The organism is Synechococcus sp. KORDI-100 (assembly GCF_000737535.1).
Lineage (GTDB): Bacteria > Cyanobacteriota > Cyanobacteriia > PCC-6307 > Cyanobiaceae > Parasynechococcus.
In genome coordinates this window covers 2,479,365-2,498,295 of the sequence record NZ_CP006269.1, presented here as the reverse complement: position 1 = coordinate 2,498,295, position 18,931 = coordinate 2,479,365, and the positions used below count along the sequence as shown (strand labels likewise).

Genomic DNA, 18,931 nt, shown 5'->3' with positions numbered 1-18,931 from the left:
CTCATGTCTCTTATAGTTTCGTCTGAATAGATCAGCTCTGCAGTCGAAATCTCTTTCATTGTCAAGATAGCCGCTTATATGTTTACCTTAGCCTAATAGTTAGTGGTTCAGTTGAAAAGATAATTTTTAATCCTCGTCGATGATTCTTAGTGCTCTTCGCGCCTTCTAGCTTTCAATCCCTCTCACTCCCTCTCCACCCCATCCCTGCACTTAATCCGTTGACGATCAAGTTTTCGCTGGATATGCGGCGTGATTCCCAGTTCAGCACTTCGCCACATTCGATTCATCTCACGAGTGAAGTGTTGGGCGAGTTGGGGTGAGTGGATCACCAGCAGGGTTTCGTCGTTGGTGTGGGCGGCAGAAGGCGACCAATTGAAGGATCCCGTGATCACTGTGCGGTTGTCGATTACGGCGAACTTGTGGTGGAGTTTGTCGCCGCGGGCGAGGCGTGGGGTGCCGACGCCCTTGAGTGGTTGGTCCAAGGGCTGATTGCCGCGTTCGACCTTGCAATCTCGATCCGGCAGGGTGACCCCCAGAAGATCCAGGATCTCTGAATACGGTCTGCTGGCAAAACCGGGATCGGCCAGGAGCCTCACCTCAAGGCCAGCTTCAACTCTTTCCTCCAGGACGGAGGTGAGCTGTTGAGCGGAGAACACAAACAACGCCAGATCAATGCTCCTTTGTGCTCTCGCCAATTGATCTCCCAGCCAGGTCAGGCCATGGAGTGCTTCACGCTTCCGATGCGGCGCGAACAACACGTCAATCCTGGTGTCTCCCACCATCACCGTCTCGACGCCACCGCTCTCTTTGGCGAGTCCAAACAGGCTGTTCTTGTCTCGTCCGGGACCATCGCCCCACATCCGCTGGAATTCCTCTCGAAACAGATCAGCCAGCTCCCGGCTGTGGATGCTGAGCAGATGATTGACGTTGCCGCGACTGTTGGGCGCTCCGGCATCGCCGTGAAGGCCTGAACTGGTGGCGTTGGCGCTGCCGGTGAGCACCTGAGCGCCATCGATCACGATGAATTTGTGATGCATCAGGCCGCTGCCGCGGCTGCCGTCTTCCGTGTCGTCGATCAGGGGGATTCCTGCACGTTGAAGCAGCGCGACGGCATCCGCATCAGCAGCCTCCCTGGATGAGGTGATGCCGTCGCCGTTGCGATCGGCAAGCTGCCGTAACCGCTGCAGGCGTTGGCGCGCCTGCCGAGGCAGATGGGCAGCCTGTTGGCGGCTCCATCGGATGTTGTATGTGTTCTCCAGAATCACCTGAACTTGAACGCCGCGTCCCTGGGCAGCGATCAGCGCCTTGGCAAGCTTTGGCAGCGTGAGCTGTTGGATGGCCACCAGGATTTCTCGCTCCGCTGAATTGATCGCATCGATGAGTGCCTGTTCCAGGTCATCCCCGTTGCGCCACTCTCCACTGATGGGACTCCGGTAGCGGCTGCCGTCCCTGTGATTGAACAGAACATCGATGCCCTCCGGCTTGGCAAGTTCGGCTGGAGCAGCACCAACGATGCGGCCGGACTGGCTGCACCCGGAGCAGATGAGCAGCAGTGTGATCAGCAGAGGGGCTCTGATCAGAACAAGTCAATCCGTTGATCCGTTCAGGATTCCACGCCAGAGGTTTGAAGGTTCAAGCCGCTAGTGCGGCATCTCAGATGTTTTAAGCATCGCAATGAACCAGAGCGAGCTCAGCACCAACGCAAGGGCAACGCCGGCAGCGATGCTGACCCTCGCCATCACCAGTGGCACTGCGACCGGAAAGACCATCGCCCCTGCAAGAGGGGTGATGGCGACAAACCAGCGCAAGGACTGGTTGGGTTCAGACGACTTCAGAACCACTCAGCTTTGGATTCGCTTGCGGGGTTGCTGTTGTCTTCAGGGGTCTGACGTTGGAAGTTGAGGGTGATGTTGCGCTTCTGCTCGCCATCGGCAGCTGTGGCCTCGATCGCATACACCTGATCCCCGTCGCGGAAGGGAACCTGGATCCGGAAGGTGCCGTCTGTGGACAGTGGAACATCCTCACCACCGATGGTGAGGCGGGCAGACGGGTCTGTGGCGCCGTAGACGATCAGTTCTGCATCGGCGACCAGCCAGAAGGAGCGTTGACGCGGCGTGACGCCCCCAAGGCCGGACTCGTTGCGGCCGCTGGCCCAGAGGCCGATCCCCGAATCACTCAGGCCACTGCGGTCGGAGGCACTGTCGATTCCCTCCTGGAATTCCTCAGAACCAACCCTGCGGCTGCGGAAGTGAACCGTGGCGCTTTGGTAGAGGCGTTCGTGCAGACCGCTGTCACTGGGCTCTGCCGGAGTCACAGGAGCGGGAGCAGGAGCAGGAGCGGACTCCAGGCTGAAGGGAACGAACTGATCAAGGATCTGCTCGCTGGGGTGCAGGGCAGGAACACGTGCCACAGAGGAGAAGGCCAGAGACATCCAGGCGTTGTTAATCCGATAACCAAGCTCAACGCGGTAGTCGCGGTCGCAAAGAGGAACAGGCAAGTACCACTCGGTGCTGTGGCTGTCGACAGGGACCTCCTGAAGGGTGTGGGGGTGTGCGCTGCCGTCGTGAATGCCGGTCACGTCGGCAAGACGCAGGCAGAGACGGCTGGCACCTTCCTTCTGGGCGCGTTTGCGATCGTCGTCGGAGATCTCCCAGAACACGTAGGCCCACTGGGGATCACGTGGCAGGAAAACGACGCGTGTCTCGGTGGAGGAGATTGACGGAGCCGTGAGTTCGGCTTCGATGGCTTTCAGATCCCCACCACGCTTCTCCTGACGCTGAGCAACCTCATCAACGAGAGCTTCTTTGCTCTTGCGGCTGTAGAGGGGGACGCCCATGTCGCTGGCGATCTGCCGCAGTTGACGCAGGGTGAGACGTGCCAGGGATGACAGAGTTTGGGACACGTCCAAAAACCTCAGAATTCATTTGGGATCATTCTGCGCTTAAAAATTCCTTTCTGAACGCTTAAGACCATGAGGTCAGGATCCACTGACTGCCGGGGTGGATCGTGATCCCGGGGATCGCTTCTGCTGACAGCAAAAAAGGCGGGGATCACTCCCCGCCTTTTTTGTGATCTCGGGTGATTCGTAACGGTTCAGCGGCCAACGCTGCGGTAGGGAACCCTCGCCATGTAGTCCATGTCGGTGCTGGGATTGCCGCCCTGGGCGCGACCCATCGAAACGTCCTTGACCCAGTCCATGTAGTCGCTTGGCGCCCCGCCTCTTTTGACCTTGGCACGTGCCGGGATCGCCTTGGTCGGCCCGGTGAACACGATCTGGGGGAAGCCGAGGATGCCCCGGTAGTACTCGTCGTAACGGGGGGTGGTGATGTTGAAGGGGGTGTCGCCGAGGTCGCGTCCCGGGAGCACCCGGTTTCTCTGGAAGGGAACCCGGTCGTAGCCGAAGGCATCCAGGTATTCCTCGCTGTTCAGCAGGTCATCCACCATCCCTTCGACGCCCTTGGTGGCGATCACAATCGACCAGGCGATCTCCTCGGATTTGCCGCTGGTCTTGCGACCCAGCAGTCGTTGCACCAGATGGCGCACCACCTTGTAGTTGTTGTTGAGGTTGTAGAAGCTGCGCTTGAACGTATCGGAGAGGCACAGGCCTCGGATGAAATCCCTGACCGTGATCTCACCGTTGCGGAGCTGGGATTCCAGGTTCGCGTCGCGATCGGAGGCGAAGGCGTGGAAGTAAATCTGTCGGTAGGCGCTCTCAATCACCGTTTTGAGGTTGTCGCCGTCAATGGCGATGTCCCTTGAATAAGAACGCTCGTCCTCGTCGCAGTTGGTACGCAGTGCCGCCACCCGGGCGTTCTGGGTGATTGGTGCGTACTTGAGGAGGGGGATGGCCACGCGAGCGTCAACGTCCACTGCGACGGATCGTAGAAGCCGTCCGAGTCGCTCCTTGCAAGGTCCCGGCAGCGATTACAAGCCGTAATACTCCAGCTGAGTACTTCTGCTTACCAGCCGAAGGGCGCCTGATTGGCGGGGCGTCGCGATTGCTGGGCTGAGGGTGGGATCGCATCATCCAGCTGACGCGTCTCCATGCAGAAGGAGGCGTTGTTCGAGAGCCCCTGCACCGTGCTGGTCCGCAGCCTCAGGTTCCTGCCAGCGAACCAGAAGCGTTCCAGCGAGCTCATCATTTCGTAGTCGGTGGTGAGGATCAGGCCGTTCTCGTCGTCCATCCGGAAGCGACCGGCGACGGGCGCTTTCTCGGCGTACCCCCGATCGCGCAGCAGCAGTCCGCTGCGGCCGCTCTCGTCGTCGGGGATCAGGCCGAACATGGTCTGGTCCTCATGGGACTCGCCGGCCCGGTCCCAGGCCATCGAGCCGCTCCAGCGCACCCAGCAGCCGCCGACGATGCGCTCGGCGGCCTCGTCGTTGCGGGCGGCGATCTCCGCAAGCCTGGAATCCCCTTTCAGCAGCTCCTCCACGACGATGAACGAAGCACCGGCTTCGGCGCGACGGTGCAGCAGATGGTGCTGACTGCGCTGGGAGCGCCAACGCCCGCAGCTGAGCTGAAAGAAACGGATCGCGTCCGGGATCTCAAGGGGCATCTGCGTCTCCGGGGGGATTCCGATGTTGCCAGCGCGTCTCCGCCGCCGTGATCAGGGCATCGAGGGTCAGGGTCATCGGCGGGACCTGCTGGGCTTGCGCAATGGTCTCGAGTTGCAGGGCAGCGACGTCGAACTGCTCGAGCAGCCGATCCAGAAAATCCGGGTCCTCCGCGATTCTTGGTTGCTCGAGGCACCAATGCCGACGGCTCGTCTCCCTGGGAAGGGACCCGTCTGCGGGTGTTGGTCCCATGGTCTTGAAGCAGGCCAGGCAATGGGCCAGCAGTCTCAGGTGATGGCGTTCCAGCTGGGGAAGCTGGGTGGCGTCGATGCGTGCGATCGACTCCCGGCTCAGGGGCCCCTCGGGCTCATTCATCTCAACCAGCCGGGGTGATTCGGAAGCCGCAGGCATGGCCTCCCTCAAGCCGCCAGTGGACCCTCTCCACCTTGCAGTCCGGAACTGTGTGTCGGATCAGAAGCAGTTCCTGATCGCAGACCGCAGGAAATTCCTCGGCGATCCGCTGCACGGAGCAATGCAGCTCCTGCAGCTTCCAGCTGCCATCGTCATCGGGATGGCACTCGGTGACGTAGCCCTCGTTGCGTCTCAGATCGGCGAGTTTCTGGAGCCGCTGTGACAGAGGAGCGTCTCCCAGCTGGTGGCGGTACCGGGCAGCCTTGTCGAGCGCCTGTTGGTCCAGCAGGCTTGAAACCGTTTCAGGCGGCAGGGTGGCTCGCATCGAATCGAGCAGTCCGAGTGCGAAGTGACCGCTCCCATCCGGGAAATGATCCCGTCCTTTGCGAGTGAGATGCCAGCGATTGCTCGGTCGCCCCGGTCCGGTTGCCATCGGGGTGGATTCCACCAAGTTGTCGTCCGCCAGGCTGCGCAGATGGCGACGCATGGCCTGCACGGAAATTCCCATGATTTCCGCGAGCACAGCCGCCTCCGACTCACCCCGGCGCAGCAGCAGAGTGAGAACTGTCTCGCGGTTGCTGGCCTGGGCCGGCGCGCTCATCGGCTGATTTCGCTGTTCCCACGATGACATCGGAATGGCGTCAGCGAACCTGCTGCTCGAATCCGAAGGGCCGACCTGTTGCTTAATCGCTGCCGCACGGGCTGCTGACCTAGGCTTCCTGAAAGGAAACCACAGGGTTTCGTAATTCTCTCCGTCGCATGTCTGACGCCACGCCAGAACCCAGCGTTGAAAGCCTTGAGGTGATCCGCAAGTTCGCTGAGACCTACGCGCAGCGCACGGGGACCTATTTCTGCAGCGATTCCAGCGTGACAGCCGTTGTGCTGAAGGGGCTGGCTCGCCACAAGGATGAGCTTGGCGGTGCTCTCTGCCCCTGCCGTCATTACGAAGACAAGGAGGCAGAGGTCTCGCAGGCGTTCTGGAACTGCCCCTGCGTTCCGATGCGTGAGCGCAAGGAATGCCACTGCATGCTGTTTCTCACAGAGGACAATCCCTTCGCCTGTCCGAACAAAACCCAGGCCATCACCACAGAAACGATTCAGGCCACGGCTGGCTGAACTGAATGACGAGCACCTCCACGCGCGATCTGGTCAGTCAGCCGTACAAATACGGCTTCGTCACTGAGATCGAGACTGACAAGATCGCCAAAGGGTTGAGTGAACAGGTCGTCCGCCTGATCTCAGAGAAGAAGGAGGAGCCCGCTTTTCTGCTCGACTTCCGGTTGAAAGCGTTCCGGCACTGGCTGACCCTGGAGGAGCCGGACTGGGCGGCATTGGGCCATCCCCCGATTGACTACCAGGACATCGTTTATTACGCCGCCCCGAAGCAGCAGGACAAGAAGGCCAGCCTGGATGAGGTTGATCCCAAGCTGCTTGAAACCTTCGACAAGCTGGGAATTCCTCTCAGTGAACAGAAACGGTTGAGCAATGTGGCGGTGGACGCCGTGTTCGACAGTGTTTCGATCGCCACCACCTACAAGGAAAAGCTGGCGGAGCACGGTGTTGTCTTCTGCTCATTCAGCGAAGCGGTCAAAGACCATCCCGACCTGATCGAGCGCTTTCTCGGTTCGGTGGTGTCCAGCAATGACAACTACTTCGCGGCACTCAACTCAGCCGTATTCAGCGACGGCTCCTTTGTGTTCATCCCCAAGGGTGTTGAGTGCCCGATGGAACTCTCCACCTACTTCCGGATCAACTCCGGCGATACGGGCCAATTCGAACGCACGCTGATCATTGCCGAGGAGGGTGCCTCCGTGAGCTACCTGGAGGGATGCACCGCTCCGATGTTTGACACCAATCAGCTCCATGCCGCTGTGGTGGAGCTGGTGGCTCTCGACGATGCCTCGATCAAATATTCGACTGTTCAGAACTGGTACGCCGGTGATGAGAACGGCGTTGGTGGCATCTACAACTTCGTGACCAAGCGCGGTCAATGCCGCGGTGCACGCAGTCGCATCAGCTGGACCCAGGTGGAGACCGGTTCGGCCATCACCTGGAAGTACCCGAGCTGCGTTCTGCAAGGTGCGGACTCCGTCGGCGAGTTCTACTCCGTTGCCCTCACCAACAACTGCCAGCAGGCAGACACCGGAACCAAGATGGTGCATGTGGGTCCCCGCACGCGCTCCACGATCGTGAGCAAGGGCATCAGTGCGGGGCGCTCAAGCAACAGCTATCGGGGTTTGGTGCAGATGGGCCCTGCCGCCAGAGGGGCGCGGAACTACAGCCAGTGCGATTCGATGCTGATCGGAGACCAGGCTGCGGCGAACACCTACCCCTACATCCGTTCACAGCAGCCCCAGGCGGCGATTGAACATGAAGCCAGCACCTGTCGGATCTCGGAAGATCAGCTCTTCTATCTGCAGAGCCGTGGCATCGGCTTTGAAGAGGCGGTGTCGATGATGGTGAGCGGTTTCTGCCGAGACGTGTTCAACCAGTTGCCGATGGAGTTCGCCGCCGAAGCCGACAAATTGCTGGCCCTCAAGCTTGAGGGCTCCGTGGGCTGAACCCTCCGCTCGTCTCCTTTCTGCTGTTCCTTCCTCAAACGTGATTCGTCCCGACGCCGAACTGCTTCTAGAGATCAACGACCTTGAGGCGTCCGTGGAGGACCAGCCGATCCTCAAGGGTGTGAATCTCAGGGTTCGGGCTGGTGAAATTCATGCCGTGATGGGTCGTAACGGCAGCGGTAAGAGCACGCTCTCCAAAGTTCTCGCCGGCCATCCGGCTTACAGAGTCACCGCAGGATCCGTCAGCTATCGCGGTCGTGATCTTTTCGACCTTGAGCCCGAGGAACGGGCCCGTGCAGGCGTGTTCCTCGGCTTCCAGTACCCGGTGGAGATACCGGGCGTCAGCAATCTGGAATTCCTCCGGGTCGCCACCAACGCCCGACGCCAGAGCTGCGGCGACGAGGAGTTGGATACGTTCGATTTCGAAGATCACGTGCGCGAGAAGCTGAACGTCGTCCAGATGGATCCCGCGTTCCTCGAGCGCAGTGTGAACGAAGGGTTTTCCGGTGGTGAGAAGAAGCGCAACGAGATCCTTCAGATGGCTTTGCTCGATCCGGTGGTGGCCATTCTTGATGAGACCGACTCCGGTCTGGATATCGATGCCCTTCGGATTGTTGCCGGTGGGGTGAACCAGCTGGCGACCGAGGCGAACGCCATCCTGTTGATCACCCATTACCAGCGGCTGCTGGATGAGATCACCCCCGACTACGTCCATGTGATGGCCGATGGCAGGATTCTGCGTACCGGTGGTCGAGAGCTGGCTCAGGAGCTGGAGCAGATTGGATACGACTGGGTGGATCGTGAACTGGCAGCCCAGGGAGTGTCCTGACTGTGGCGGGACGTCTGCTGACACCGGTGCAACAGCGGGGTCGTGATGCCTTGCAGCGACTGGGGCTTCCCACGCGTCGCGAGGAGTCCTGGCGTCTGACGGATCTGCGTCGGCTTCAGCAGGTTGCCGATCTGCCCGCCGCGTCCGCTGCCCTGCTCCCCGGTGATCTGCCGCCAGCGGCCCCCGGTGTGCTGCGACTGGTGCTCGATGGGATTGCTGACCCGCTTGACAATCTCACGCTGCCGTCCGGGCTGAGTGTGCTGGAACCGATCGAGCTTGAACAGGCTCTCGGGCACACCCTGGATCGTTGCGGCTGCGCTGATGCCTGGCCGGTGGAGCTGAACCATGCGTCCTGCCATCAGGTGCTGGCGTTACGGGGGCGCGGTGAGCTGCCGCCTCTGGAGCTTGTGGTCTGCGGTGGTGACGGCCTGACCGCCACCCGGGTGCTTCTGCTGCTTGAGGAAAAAGCACAGCTGGATCTGTTCCAGGTGGTTGTGGGGACAGGTGCCTCAGCCCACAGCCATGTTGTTGAGGCCCACCTTGGCCAGGACGCACATCTGAACCATGGTTGCCTCGCGACCGCCGATGGTGACGCCGCCCTGCTGGCCCTTCTCGCTGTCGAGCAGGAGCCGCGGAGCCATTACGCCTTCACGTCTGTGGTGCAAGGATGGTCACTGGGGCGGCTCGAGCCTCGGGTCGTGCAGGTCGACGGGCAGGCCAGCACCAAGCTGCGGGGGTTGGCTGTCGGCGCTGACGACCAGCAACTGGCGACCCACACCGCCGTTCGTTTCGATGGACCGGATGGAGCGTTGGATCAGCTTCAGAAATGCCTGGCCGATGGTCGTTCCCACGCCATCTTCAACGGGGCGATTCAGGTGCCGCGCGATGCTCAGCGCACCAACGCCGCCCAGCTCAGTCGCAACCTGCTTCTCTCGGAACGGGCACGGATCGACACCAAGCCTGTGCTCGAGATCATTGCCGATGATGTGCGCTGCGCCCATGGGGCGACCGTCAGTCAGCTCCAGGATGATGAGCTCTTCTATCTGCGGAGTCGCGGCATCTCGGCTGACGCCGCTGCTGCCTTGCTGCTGAGGGGTGTTTGCCTGGAGGTGATTGATCAGCTCCCGAAGGCAGCACAGACCTGGACACCGCTGAAGCGCGTCATGGAAGGGCTGACCGCATGACCACAATCGACGCCCGGGCGGCACGTTCCGGTAACCAGGACGACACGCTCTTGTCGCGATATCGTTCGGATTTTCCGATTCTCGAGCAGCGATCTTCCGATGGTCGACCGTTGATCTACCTCGATCATGCGGCCACCAGCCAGAAGCCTCGCCAGGTGCTGAACGCACTTGAGCACTACTACGCCTGCGATAACGCCAACGTTCATCGCGGGGCCCATCAGCTCAGTGCTCGGGCGACCGAGGACTTCGAGGCCGCACGCAGCACGGCAGCCCGTTTCGTTGGCGCCGCAACCGCACGGGAGATTGTGTTCACCCGCAATGCCAGTGAGGCGATCAACTTGGTGGCACGCAGCTGGGGTGACGCCAATCTTCGTGAGGGCGACGAGGTGCTGCTCACCGTGATGGAGCACCACAGCAACCTGGTGCCCTGGCAGCTGCTGGCGCAGCGCACCGGTTGTCAGCTCCGACATGTCGGGCTCACCGAGGACGGTCGTCTGGATCTTGATGATTTTCGGGCCAAGCTCAGCGACCGCACCCGCCTTGTGAGCCTCGTGCATGTCAGCAACACCCTCGGTTGCTGCAATCCGCTCGCGGAGGTGATTCCGGCAGCCCACCAGGTTGGTGCTCTTGTGCTGGTGGATGCCTGTCAGAGCCTGGCCCATCAGCCCATCAACGTCGCAGATCTGGATGCCGATTTTCTGGTGGGGTCCTCGCACAAGCTCTGTGGTCCCACCGGTATGGGCTTCCTCTGGGCTCGTGAGGCGTTGCTGGAGGCGATGCCTCCGTTCCTCGGTGGTGGCGAAATGATTCAGGACGTGTTCCTCGATCGCAGCACCTGGGCAGACCTGCCCCATAAGTTCGAGGCAGGGACCCCTGCCATCGGTGAGGCTGTGGGGATGGGTGCTGCGCTGCGCTACCTCGAGGACATTGGCCTTCGCGCCATCCAATCCTGGGAAGCGCAACTCACCCGTCACCTGTTTGCAAGGCTGGAGTCGATCGATGGCGTGAGGATCCTCGGCCCCACCCCTGATCAGCAACCAGAACGGGGCGCTCTCGCAACGTTCCTGGTGGAAGGCGTCCATGCCAACGACATTGCCGCTCTGATGGATGCTTCCGGCATCTGCATCCGCAGTGGGCACCACTGTTGCCAGCCGTTGCATCGCCTGTACGGCGTGAGTGCCTCGGCCCGGGCAAGCCTCAGTTTCATCACCACCATCGAGGAAATCGACCGTTTCAGTGAGGAGCTTGCCTCCACGGTCGATTTCCTGAAGGCCCACAGTTGAGGGTCAAAGGACACGTTTGAGCCTGATCTCAATCAGCCCTCTGCGTTGGTCTCGCTGTTGGGCTTATGGGCTATCTGCTCCAACTTTTTAATGGTTTTGACAATGATAAACAACGCCCAGCCAACAATCAGGGAGTTCAGGGTGACGTCCATCAATTTGCCGACGGCGATCTCCCCACCGAAATAGGGGATGATCAGATCCTTCCAATCTCCCTGAGGCACGAATGGGTTGATCAGGGGCATCAGCAAATCGCCAGTGAGGGTGTTCACGATCTGGTTGAACTGAAGGCCGACCACACCGCCAATGGCAAAATCCAGGGCATTCCCCTTGCTGAACATGAACTGGGTGAATTCACGAAGCCAGCGTTGAAAGAACGACATCGCGTTGGGGCTCTAAATCGCGCAACGTCTGCAGTTTCAGCTGGGCTGGAGCGTTGTCAATAATCAAAGTCCGAGATGCTTCCGGAAAAAGGTCTCCGTCTCTTCCAGCACCTGAACCTGTACGGCGCTGTCCCGGAACCCATGGCCTTCGTCTTCAAAGAAGCGCACCTCCACAGCAATGCCGTTGTTGCGCAGGGCCGATGCCATCCGTTCGGTCTGTTCAGGCGGGACCACCCGATCCTTCATCCCCTGGAAAAACAGCACGGGACAGCGGATCTGATCGGCGTGTCGCAGCGGTGAACGGCTGTCGTAGATCGTCTGTTCGTAGGGCCACTCCCCCACCAGCTGATCGAGGTAGCAGGCCTCGAATCGATGCGTGTCCTCCGCCATGCCGGCCAGATCACACACCGCGTAACGGCAGGCGCCGACGTGGAACACATCGGTGAAGCAGAGGCAGGCCAGGGTTGTGAAGCCGCCAGCGCTGCCCCCTTCAATGGCGATCTGCTCCGGGTGGGCCCGACCGGTGCGGATCAGAGCCTGTGCCGCGGCAGCGCAGTCCGCGACATCCACCTCACCCCAGCCACGGTTGAGGCGCTCCCGGTAGCTGCGTCCAAAACCTGTGGAGCCGCCATAATTCACATCCACCACACCCCAGCCGCGGGAGGTCCAGTACTGAATCGCAAGACTCAGTCCGCGGCGGGCCATGGCGGTGGGTCCGCTGTGGCTTTTCACCAGCAGTGGTGCTGCCCCGTTCACTGAGACGGCTGGTGGGTAGTACCAGGCGTGGGTTGGCTTGCCCTCGTGTCCCTCGAACCAGAGGGGTTCCCCCCGGCTGATGTCAGCCTCCTGCAAAAAGGGCTTCGTGGCGGGCGTATGCGTCCAGGAGCAAGAGCCCTGATCCGTCAGGGTGAGTTCCAGAAGGCCTGCACCGGTGCTGCTGTTGCTGGCCACCGCCACGGCACGACCGTTGCTCGCCCGCAGTCCGGCGAGATCATCGAAGGGCTGCTCAACGGCATCAACACGGCCGTCCAGCCAGAGCCGCTTCAGCGACCAGACGCCCTCGGCGCACACCGCAGCGAGTACGGCCTCGCCATCCCAGGCCGTGGTGCTCATGCCGTAGACCCACTGGGGCATGGCGGTTTCCGCGGCCATCGGCCAGGGGCGTCGCCATTGATCCTGTTGCCGCAGCATCAGATTCCACCAGCCACTGCTGTCTTCGGCGACGAGAAGCTGACCATTCGGAAGCCACTGGGGCTGGAACACGGAGACCCCTGCACCGCCGGCGATGCAGCGGGGTGTTTGCAGTGCACCAGTGGAATCGATGTCAGCCAGCCAAAGCTGGCTGCTGTCCCACGGCATGGCCGGCTGCTGCCATTCCACCCAGGCCAGCTGATCGCCCTGTGGACTCAGGCAGGCGTAGCCCAGAAAGTCCGCAGGCTGGTGCAGCTGGTCAGGGTCCTGCTCAGGTTGGTCGAGATTGATGCGCACCAGCGCGTCGCAGCCGTCGATTTCTTGGACACCGATCCAGCAACGCCTCCTCAGGTCCAGTAATCCATCGGCGAAATCACCATGGTCCGATCGGGTCAGCTGCATGGGATCGCCTAGGGCGGTTGGCGTTGCCGTTTCGTTCGCGGGCAGCCGCCATGCCTGCGTCCAGAGACTGCCCGTACTGACCCAGACCAGGGTCAGCCTGTCGTTGTCCAGGTCAGCACTGAGACCATTGCCGCCGTAGTCGTGCACGCGGCTGCGCAGGTTGATGGGAGCGGGTGTGAGTTCGAAGGCCGCTGAGGTCGGGGCTCCGAAACAACGGATCAGAGCTGTCGTTCGCCCCCGCTCCTGGGGTCTCTGCTCCAGCCACAGCAGCCAACAGCGTCCATCGCCGCCAGCCAGCAATCGCGGCTCCTTCAGGCCGGGCAGGCTCCCCACGGCCTGATTGACGGGCAGTGGCGATAACGGCATGGACCTGGGGTATGGCAAACGATTCAAGCCGCTTAACATGCGGGTCCGACGGAGGGTGATCCTTGGCTGGAAGCTTCGCTCACTTGGCCCGCGCGGCAGACAAGTCCAGAGAGACCATGCTGGTGCCGAAGGAGGGCCTGGAGACCCCCCCGCTCGAGATTCATACTCTCGGCGCCGAGGTGCTTCGCCAGCCTGCCCGCCGCATCGGCAAGGTGAACGAACAGGTGCGCGATCTGGCCAGGGATATGTTGCGCAGCATGTACACGGCCAAGGGCATCGGACTGGCGGCGCCTCAGGTGGGGGTGCACCAGCAGCTGCTTGTGATTGATCTCGATCTCGACAACCCCACGACTCCTCCGCTGGTGCTGATCAATCCCGAGATCAGCTCAGCCAGTGCAGGACTGGATACCTATGAGGAGGGTTGTCTGAGCATTCCCGGGGTGTATCTGGATGTGGTGCGCCCCACGGCGATTGAGCTCAGCTTCCGTGATGAGATGGGGCGTCCCAGAAAGATGAAGGCGGATGGGCTGATGGCTCGCTGCATCCAACACGAAATGGATCACCTCAACGGCGTGTTGTTCGTGGATCGTGTGACAGATGAAGCGGGCCTGCAGAAGGAGCTGAAGGAGCATGGCTTTCAGCGCCAGCATGTTCAGTCCGTCTCCTGAGCTGATCCCATGCCGATGAAACCCCTCGCCGGGTTGTTCCTTGCCCTGGCATGTGTGCTCGGTATCGCCAGCACCGGTTGCGTCTTCGAGCTGGCCTACGGAGATCCCGATCTGGGCGTGACGACCACCAGCTGGATCCTCGCTTTGGCAGGCCCCGGAACGGTTGGGACACTTCTTGTAGCGATTCGCCTCAACAAACCGGCCTGATCGGACGGGACGCTCCAGGGCTGGACTTTTACGATCTCGGTAAGTTCCCTTTTGGATGTGTTGGCGCGTTTCCTTCCTGCAGCTGGACTCTCGTTGTTGAGCCTTGTGGCCGGAGTCCCATCCTCCTTCGCTCAGGGTTCGTTGTTCAATGCGATTCCCGTTGATCAGTCGAAGTTCATCCTGGTGGCGGCACCGATCGGAGCCGGTGAACGCTCCCAGCTCAACATCTATGAGCAGCGCAGTGAGAAGCGCCCCTGCTACGCCAGCGGGACTGGCAGCCCTGCTGTGGTGGATCCCCTGCTCTCGACCTTCGATTTCACCGGCATCTGCAACCGCTACATCGACGGCAATGGCTATTCACTGAGGATCGGTGGCAACGATCTGGGAACCCGCTACCGACTGGTTGTCGTCAAGACCACCAACGACATCGAGCTGCTGGCGACGCCCACCCGGGACCGATCCCAGAGGAGCTACCTGGTGGCCCGATCGGGTGGTAACGCCAGCGGTTTTCTCAAGCTCAACTTTGAACCGGGGTGGACATTGATGCGCCGTGCCTACGGCAAGAAAGCTCTGGGTCACATCTATGTGTACCGCGAAGCCGCTGCGGAGTGAGGGAGGCCCTCGGGCCAGTGCGATTCGATCAGTGCGATCGGATCAGTGTGATCCCGGGGGCACTTGCAGATCCGAGCAGCGGAAGCAACTGGCCTGAGCAATGGCGTCGTCAGGCACTGAGTCCATCTGATCAAGATCGGCGATGGTTCGTGCCACCCGCAGCAGTTGCAGACCACTTCGGGTTGAGAGGGAACGTCGTTCGATGATCTGTTCCCAGAGCCGAAGCCCTTCAGGATGAAATCCACCGCGATCCCCAAGTTGGCTGGCGGTGAGTTGTCGGTTGCTGCATCCTCCTGGGTTGCGTTGTCGCATGCGTTGCTGAGCTGCTTCAATCCGGCCTGCGGAGGTCCATGAGCAACCGGATCGGGGAGCTTGCCGCCTGCCGATCGTGGCCCGTATGCCGTGCGCGCTCGGCCGTTCGAGCCTGAGTTGCAGATCGATGCGATCCAGCAGGGGCCCGGAGAGTCGTTGCCAGTAGCGCCGTCTCTGGCTTTCGGTGCAACGGCAGCCATGTCGGCTGTCGCCATGCCAGCCGCAGGGACAGGGATTGGTCGCGGCCACCAGGGTGATCGAGCACGGGAAGCTGGCTCTGCGGCGCGTGGTGCTGAGCCGGATCTGGCCCTCTTCCAGAGGCTGGCGGAGCTGGTCCAGAACGGACCTGGGAAATTCGGCCATTTCATCGAGAAACACCTAAATACAGATATGACGGGGAAGTCAGGCATTCACACTGCTTGATACCAACCCAATACCAACTATGATGAACCAACTCAATGCTGCACTGCAGCAAGCTGAAGCCGTCTTGGACCACGCTTCAATCGTCACCACTGCCTTTGCTGCCTATCGGGACTCAGTTACTGACGACCAATGGGATGCGCTGGTAGATGGTCCGATGGGAGAGCTACTCGATGCGCTGACTGATCTTGAGTATGAGGTTGAGAGCTGATGAGAACAGCCCACAGGGCGGACTTGTTCGTCCACAGCGATGAGGAGCGATAGCGACGATGCCAAAGATCGTTGACAAAAGAAAGGTCAGCAAGCGTGGAGCTGTTGTCTTATATGGCAGTGGCTCTAGTGCTGGTCAGTACTTCTATCGTGAGCTGATACCAGGCACCAAGAGCTACAGGACAAGGAGGATCGAAGGTGTCTCATCAATGGATGAGGCTGTTGATCAAGCATTTGAGGTGGCTACTGAGCTACGTGCTGAACCTGATCTATCTTTTGTAACAGGTGCAGCGGGTCAGAGTCAGAGTCAGGGCGGCCTTGGACGGCCACAGAGGAGCTATCAATCCATTGAGGTTGTCAGTCGTAAGCCAAGGTCTCAGCCAGTAGACATAGCAGTTAAGAGTTGGATTGCTGCTGAGATTGATAAGGTTGAAGCAGGGTTACTGAACAGAAAGACAGTTGAGGCTAAGGAACGTAAGTTCAGGCTTCATGTTGTGCCTTACTTGGCGAGCAAAGGAGTAACAATGACAGCACAGATAGATAGTTTTACGTTTAACGAGTATCCAATTTACAGAAGCACAGCAACACCATTAGTTAGGCGTCAAGAGATTATGTTGATTAAGGAGTGGTGTCGTAACTATCTGGTGAAGCATCGCTACTTAGATAGCACCTTGTATCTTGATGACTTGTTCTTGCCTAAGACTGTCATTCGTGATACTGACCTGATGAAGAACCCTGCCATAACACCAGAAGACTGGAAGACGATTATTGATTTCGTGAGGGATGAGTGGAGGAAACGACCACTACATCAAGAGAATCAATCAGGTTGGATCTTTAGAAATATCTTCTGGCATTACTTGCTATTTGCTAAGAACACTGGAATGTCACCTGAAGAAGTATTGAAGTTAAAGTGGAAGCAAATTGAGATCATCGATGAAGGTAGAGTTAATAGCAAGGCTGAACGTGTTAAGTGGGAAGTAGCATATGTAAGGACAATCAGAGCAAAGACACAACAAGCTAGGGAGATACCAGCTAACCAAGCAAGAGAGCTTCAAAGGTGGAAAGCATGGTTAGAGCAGTGGATCAAAGATAACCAAGCTAAAGACCTTGTTATTACTAAGGATAGCTATGTCTTTGGTGATCCACGTAGATATTGGAAGCCATTCTCTTACAAGCATTACGGTGAGGTATGGCGTGACATACGTAATGAACTTAAGGATAAGTTGAGTGGTCATCGTTTCAGCCCTCACCCTTACACCTTGTACAGCATGCGCAGCTCCTTTATTGAAGATCAATTGATGAAGGGCATTCCTGTTATGGAAGTAGCGCAGATGGCAGGGCACAGTATTGTGGAGACACAGAAGACTTATGCAAGACTTAACTTACGTAGGAAAGGTGCAGAGTTAACGTTACCTGAACTAGGTAAGAAATTACTACAAGCTAAGAAAATAGATCTATTTAACAATGAATAACAAGCAACTAACACAAGCCATACAAATGTACGATAGTGGTATCACGTGGTCAGTGATAGCTGCCTATTTCAAGATAGACCAAAAAACCTTACGGAGACGAATTAGAAAGTATGAACAAGAAGTGCAATTAACTCAGCAATGAATACGAGAGCTGTTTAGAAAAGATGAACAATGCACAAGGTAGACGAGACGCCGTGTACTGGTGTCATAGAGCAACGGAGCTAAAGCAAGCTATGGAGATCCAAGAGTGCAGCCGTGTTGAGTACAGTGGCATATGCTAATTCTCAATAAGTAGTCTTATCTGCGTATCATTCATGTCTCAATCTCTACATATGGTGTCTTTGGTTATCAACCACTACATCTATATTATATGCAGGTGCACATGCTTGCAACGCTAAGTAGTTTCGTCTAGATTACTATCTAAGCGTGGAACTCCTCTCAGGATCGCTTCAGAGGCCGTTCAAATAGGCTGTCTATGTCATACCACCTGACCGTACATTAAGGCATGTTGTAGAGCCTTCTAGGCATCTTAGATGGAATGCATGCTTCTATTTGTCACCCCGTTGTTCACAATCAACAGATGAACTGTTGTGTGAAATCTCTTACAGCTGCCTATACAAGGAATGGGGAGGGAAACCATTAAAGGAAGGGTGGGGCAAAACAGCCCAAAAGACACACCAGCAAAGGTTAAGGTGAAACTAGCTGAGATTAGCTGAGCTAAGCGAAGCTAATCGAAGCTGTTACTACTGTTGTTAAACGAGCTGTAACCCTTACTATCACTACCATCTGGACATCTTGATAACATGATGATCTATGCCATTAATAACATCACAATAAAAACCACCTAAACCCAGTGAGCAAACAACATCTCCTGAATAGATACCGTTATCAAACCACCGTAGCTGGCGTCAGCCAAAGCGCAGGTGTGTAAGGTAGGTATCGTTTATGAAGGAGTGTTGGCTTGCGAATAGCTTGTCTCATTTACCGTCTCAAACACCATATCTAGTTCTCAATAGGGCTGCACATGCTAATGCTATGTATTCATTAAGTATTGACATATCACTAAATATCGTGCTAAAATACGTGGTATAGGGGTAGAAAACCTGACTTGAAAAATAAAGAACTAACGATCGACTAAATGACACTGACAAAAGATCAAAGGTACACAAGAAAAAACTAAAAGAGTCACGTCAAGACTTCAAGAAAGCCAAGACGGTAGACGGTAAGCCGTCAGTCCATGCAACTCAAAAGAAGCTATCAGCCAAGATTGGATCAGAGGCTTACGAGAATTTTAAAGCTAGGGCTGCACATGAAGGAATCACACAGTCGGCACTGATTGAACGGATGCTGATTAACGGGTTGCCTTGTTACGTGTCCCATGCCTCAGAGGTCAACACAATCAACCGCTACTTCTGGAACGAACCCAACGAGCCACTGACACGAAGCCGGAATGGTTCAACAGGTAAGCATCAGATCAATCTTTGGATAGGTTCAACGGCTTGGAAGAAGCTTGAGGTGCACGCAGACACGATTGGTCAGTCGAAGGCAAGGATCCTTGACAGGCTGATTCGTTGCTACAAGTTTCTCAGTGAAGCCGGAAAGCAACGCAACAGGGACCATGCAGAACGGATGAAAGAGATAGCGGCTAAGTATAAGACAAAGCACCTTAGGGTGTGTACCTAATCGTCTATCACTAATCCCCAAACATTAGGTGCGGCAACAGGGTTTAGTTGGTAATCGCTACGTTATACAGGGGAGAAACACGCCGAGTAGGCAATGACACCCCATACAGAAGAAGAGCACCATTCAGGCGGATGCATAGCTCACTGGCATCTAATCACCATCAACATATGCACTAGGAACCGACAG

General features: G+C 58.0%; 21 protein-coding genes. 11 read left to right on the top strand and 10 right to left on the bottom strand.

The window, feature by feature from the left end; genetic code table 11:
- Positions 1-182: 182 nt before the first annotated feature.
- From KR100_RS12920 to sufR, 7 genes are all read right to left on the bottom strand, one after another.
- On the bottom strand, positions 183-1,580 hold the full coding sequence (locus KR100_RS12920) for a phospholipase D-like domain-containing protein (RefSeq protein WP_038546811.1): 1,398 nt from the start codon (positions 1,578-1,580) through the stop codon (positions 183-185).
- Between the two features lie 60 nt (positions 1,581-1,640).
- The gene (locus KR100_RS12915; RefSeq protein ID WP_038546809.1) at positions 1,641-1,841 is read right to left on the bottom strand and encodes a hypothetical protein; all 201 of its coding nucleotides are present in this window, start codon (positions 1,839-1,841) and stop codon (positions 1,641-1,643) included.
- The gene (locus KR100_RS12910) at positions 1,832-2,902 is read right to left on the bottom strand and encodes a DUF4912 domain-containing protein (protein ID WP_038546807.1); all 1,071 of its coding nucleotides are present in this window, start codon (positions 2,900-2,902) and stop codon (positions 1,832-1,834) included. Before KR100_RS12910 ends, KR100_RS12915 begins: the two co-directional genes overlap by 10 nt.
- Before the next feature lie 191 nt (positions 2,903-3,093).
- Entirely contained in the window at positions 3,094-3,852 is a 759-nt protein-coding gene (locus KR100_RS12905; RefSeq protein WP_081858989.1) for a phycobilisome rod-core linker polypeptide, read from the bottom strand.
- A 107-nt stretch (positions 3,853-3,959) separates the two neighbouring features.
- A complete protein-coding gene (locus tag KR100_RS12900) occupies positions 3,960-4,556 on the bottom strand; it encodes a phycobiliprotein lyase (protein WP_038546803.1) in 597 nt (198 codons plus the stop codon).
- On the bottom strand, positions 4,546-4,965 hold the full coding sequence (locus KR100_RS12895; protein WP_239420343.1) for a hypothetical protein: 420 nt from the start codon (positions 4,963-4,965) through the stop codon (positions 4,546-4,548). Before KR100_RS12895 ends, KR100_RS12900 begins: the two co-directional genes overlap by 11 nt.
- Positions 4,931-5,566, bottom strand: coding sequence for an iron-sulfur cluster biosynthesis transcriptional regulator SufR (sufR, locus tag KR100_RS12890; protein ID WP_038546800.1), 636 nt, complete (start codon positions 5,564-5,566; stop codon positions 4,931-4,933). The genes KR100_RS12895 and sufR overlap by 35 nt, the downstream gene beginning before the upstream one ends.
- A 158-nt stretch (positions 5,567-5,724) precedes the next feature.
- On the opposite strand from sufR, the gene KR100_RS12885 reads away from it, so the two are divergent.
- From KR100_RS12885 to KR100_RS12865, 5 genes are read left to right on the top strand one after another with little or no spacing between them, the layout of a single operon-like run.
- Positions 5,725-6,081, top strand: coding sequence for a ferredoxin-thioredoxin reductase catalytic domain-containing protein (locus tag KR100_RS12885; RefSeq protein WP_038546797.1), 357 nt, complete (start codon positions 5,725-5,727; stop codon positions 6,079-6,081).
- 5 nt (positions 6,082-6,086) lie between these two features.
- Complete coding sequence (gene sufB / locus KR100_RS12880; protein ID WP_038546794.1) at positions 6,087-7,526, top strand: Fe-S cluster assembly protein SufB; 1,440 nt, start codon at positions 6,087-6,089, stop codon at positions 7,524-7,526.
- Positions 7,527-7,566: 40 nt separating this feature from the next.
- Positions 7,567-8,355, top strand: coding sequence for a Fe-S cluster assembly ATPase SufC (gene sufC, locus KR100_RS12875; protein ID WP_038546791.1), 789 nt, complete (start codon positions 7,567-7,569; stop codon positions 8,353-8,355).
- A gap of 2 nt (positions 8,356-8,357) precedes the next feature.
- Complete coding sequence (gene sufD / locus KR100_RS12870; RefSeq protein ID WP_038546788.1) at positions 8,358-9,539, top strand: Fe-S cluster assembly protein SufD; 1,182 nt, start codon at positions 8,358-8,360, stop codon at positions 9,537-9,539.
- Positions 9,536-10,822, top strand: a complete 1,287-nt coding sequence (locus tag KR100_RS12865) for a SufS family cysteine desulfurase (RefSeq protein ID WP_038546785.1) — start codon at positions 9,536-9,538, stop codon at positions 10,820-10,822. The genes sufD and KR100_RS12865 overlap by 4 nt, the downstream gene beginning before the upstream one ends.
- Positions 10,823-10,854: 32 nt before the next feature.
- Here the strand turns inward: KR100_RS12865 and KR100_RS12860 are convergent, their stop codons facing one another.
- Positions 10,855-11,202, bottom strand: coding sequence for an MscL family protein (locus KR100_RS12860; protein WP_038546782.1), 348 nt, complete (start codon positions 11,200-11,202; stop codon positions 10,855-10,857).
- Between the two features lie 63 nt (positions 11,203-11,265).
- Complete coding sequence (locus KR100_RS12855; protein ID WP_038546780.1) at positions 11,266-13,161, bottom strand: S9 family peptidase; 1,896 nt, start codon at positions 13,159-13,161, stop codon at positions 11,266-11,268.
- 62 nt (positions 13,162-13,223) lie between these two features.
- Between KR100_RS12855 and def the strand changes: the two genes are divergently transcribed.
- From def to KR100_RS12840, 3 genes are read left to right on the top strand one after another with little or no spacing between them, the layout of a single operon-like run.
- Entirely contained in the window at positions 13,224-13,829 is a 606-nt protein-coding gene (def, locus tag KR100_RS12850) for a peptide deformylase (RefSeq protein ID WP_038546777.1), read from the top strand.
- A 9-nt stretch (positions 13,830-13,838) separates the two neighbouring features.
- Positions 13,839-14,036: a hypothetical protein gene (locus tag KR100_RS12845; protein ID WP_038546774.1), complete on the top strand. Its 198-nt coding sequence runs from the start codon at positions 13,839-13,841 to the stop codon at positions 14,034-14,036.
- Between the two features lie 51 nt (positions 14,037-14,087).
- Positions 14,088-14,648: a DUF3747 domain-containing protein gene (locus KR100_RS12840; RefSeq protein WP_038546770.1), complete on the top strand. Its 561-nt coding sequence runs from the start codon at positions 14,088-14,090 to the stop codon at positions 14,646-14,648.
- Between the two features lie 42 nt (positions 14,649-14,690).
- On the opposite strand, the gene KR100_RS12835 is transcribed toward KR100_RS12840, so the two are convergent.
- Positions 14,691-15,323 carry an ATP-binding protein gene (locus tag KR100_RS12835; RefSeq protein WP_081858988.1) on the bottom strand — a complete coding sequence of 211 codons (633 nt, stop codon included), beginning with the start codon at positions 15,321-15,323 and terminating at the stop codon, positions 14,691-14,693.
- 79 nt (positions 15,324-15,402) lie between these two features.
- Here KR100_RS12835 and KR100_RS12830 point away from each other — a divergent pair, with 79 nt between their 5' ends.
- The 3 genes from KR100_RS12830 to KR100_RS17080 are packed head-to-tail and all read left to right on the top strand — an operon-like array spanning position 15,403 to position 17,204.
- The gene (locus KR100_RS12830; protein ID WP_038546764.1) at positions 15,403-15,591 is read left to right on the top strand and encodes a hypothetical protein; all 189 of its coding nucleotides are present in this window, start codon (positions 15,403-15,405) and stop codon (positions 15,589-15,591) included.
- 58 nt (positions 15,592-15,649) lie between these two features.
- Positions 15,650-17,062 (top strand): site-specific integrase, encoded by a 1,413-nt coding sequence (locus KR100_RS12825; RefSeq protein ID WP_038546761.1) that lies wholly within the window; start codon positions 15,650-15,652, stop codon positions 17,060-17,062.
- On the top strand, positions 17,055-17,204 hold the full coding sequence (locus tag KR100_RS17080; protein WP_081858924.1) for a helix-turn-helix domain-containing protein: 150 nt from the start codon (positions 17,055-17,057) through the stop codon (positions 17,202-17,204). The genes KR100_RS12825 and KR100_RS17080 overlap by 8 nt, the downstream gene beginning before the upstream one ends.
- Positions 17,205-18,931: the final 1,727 nt, after the last annotated feature.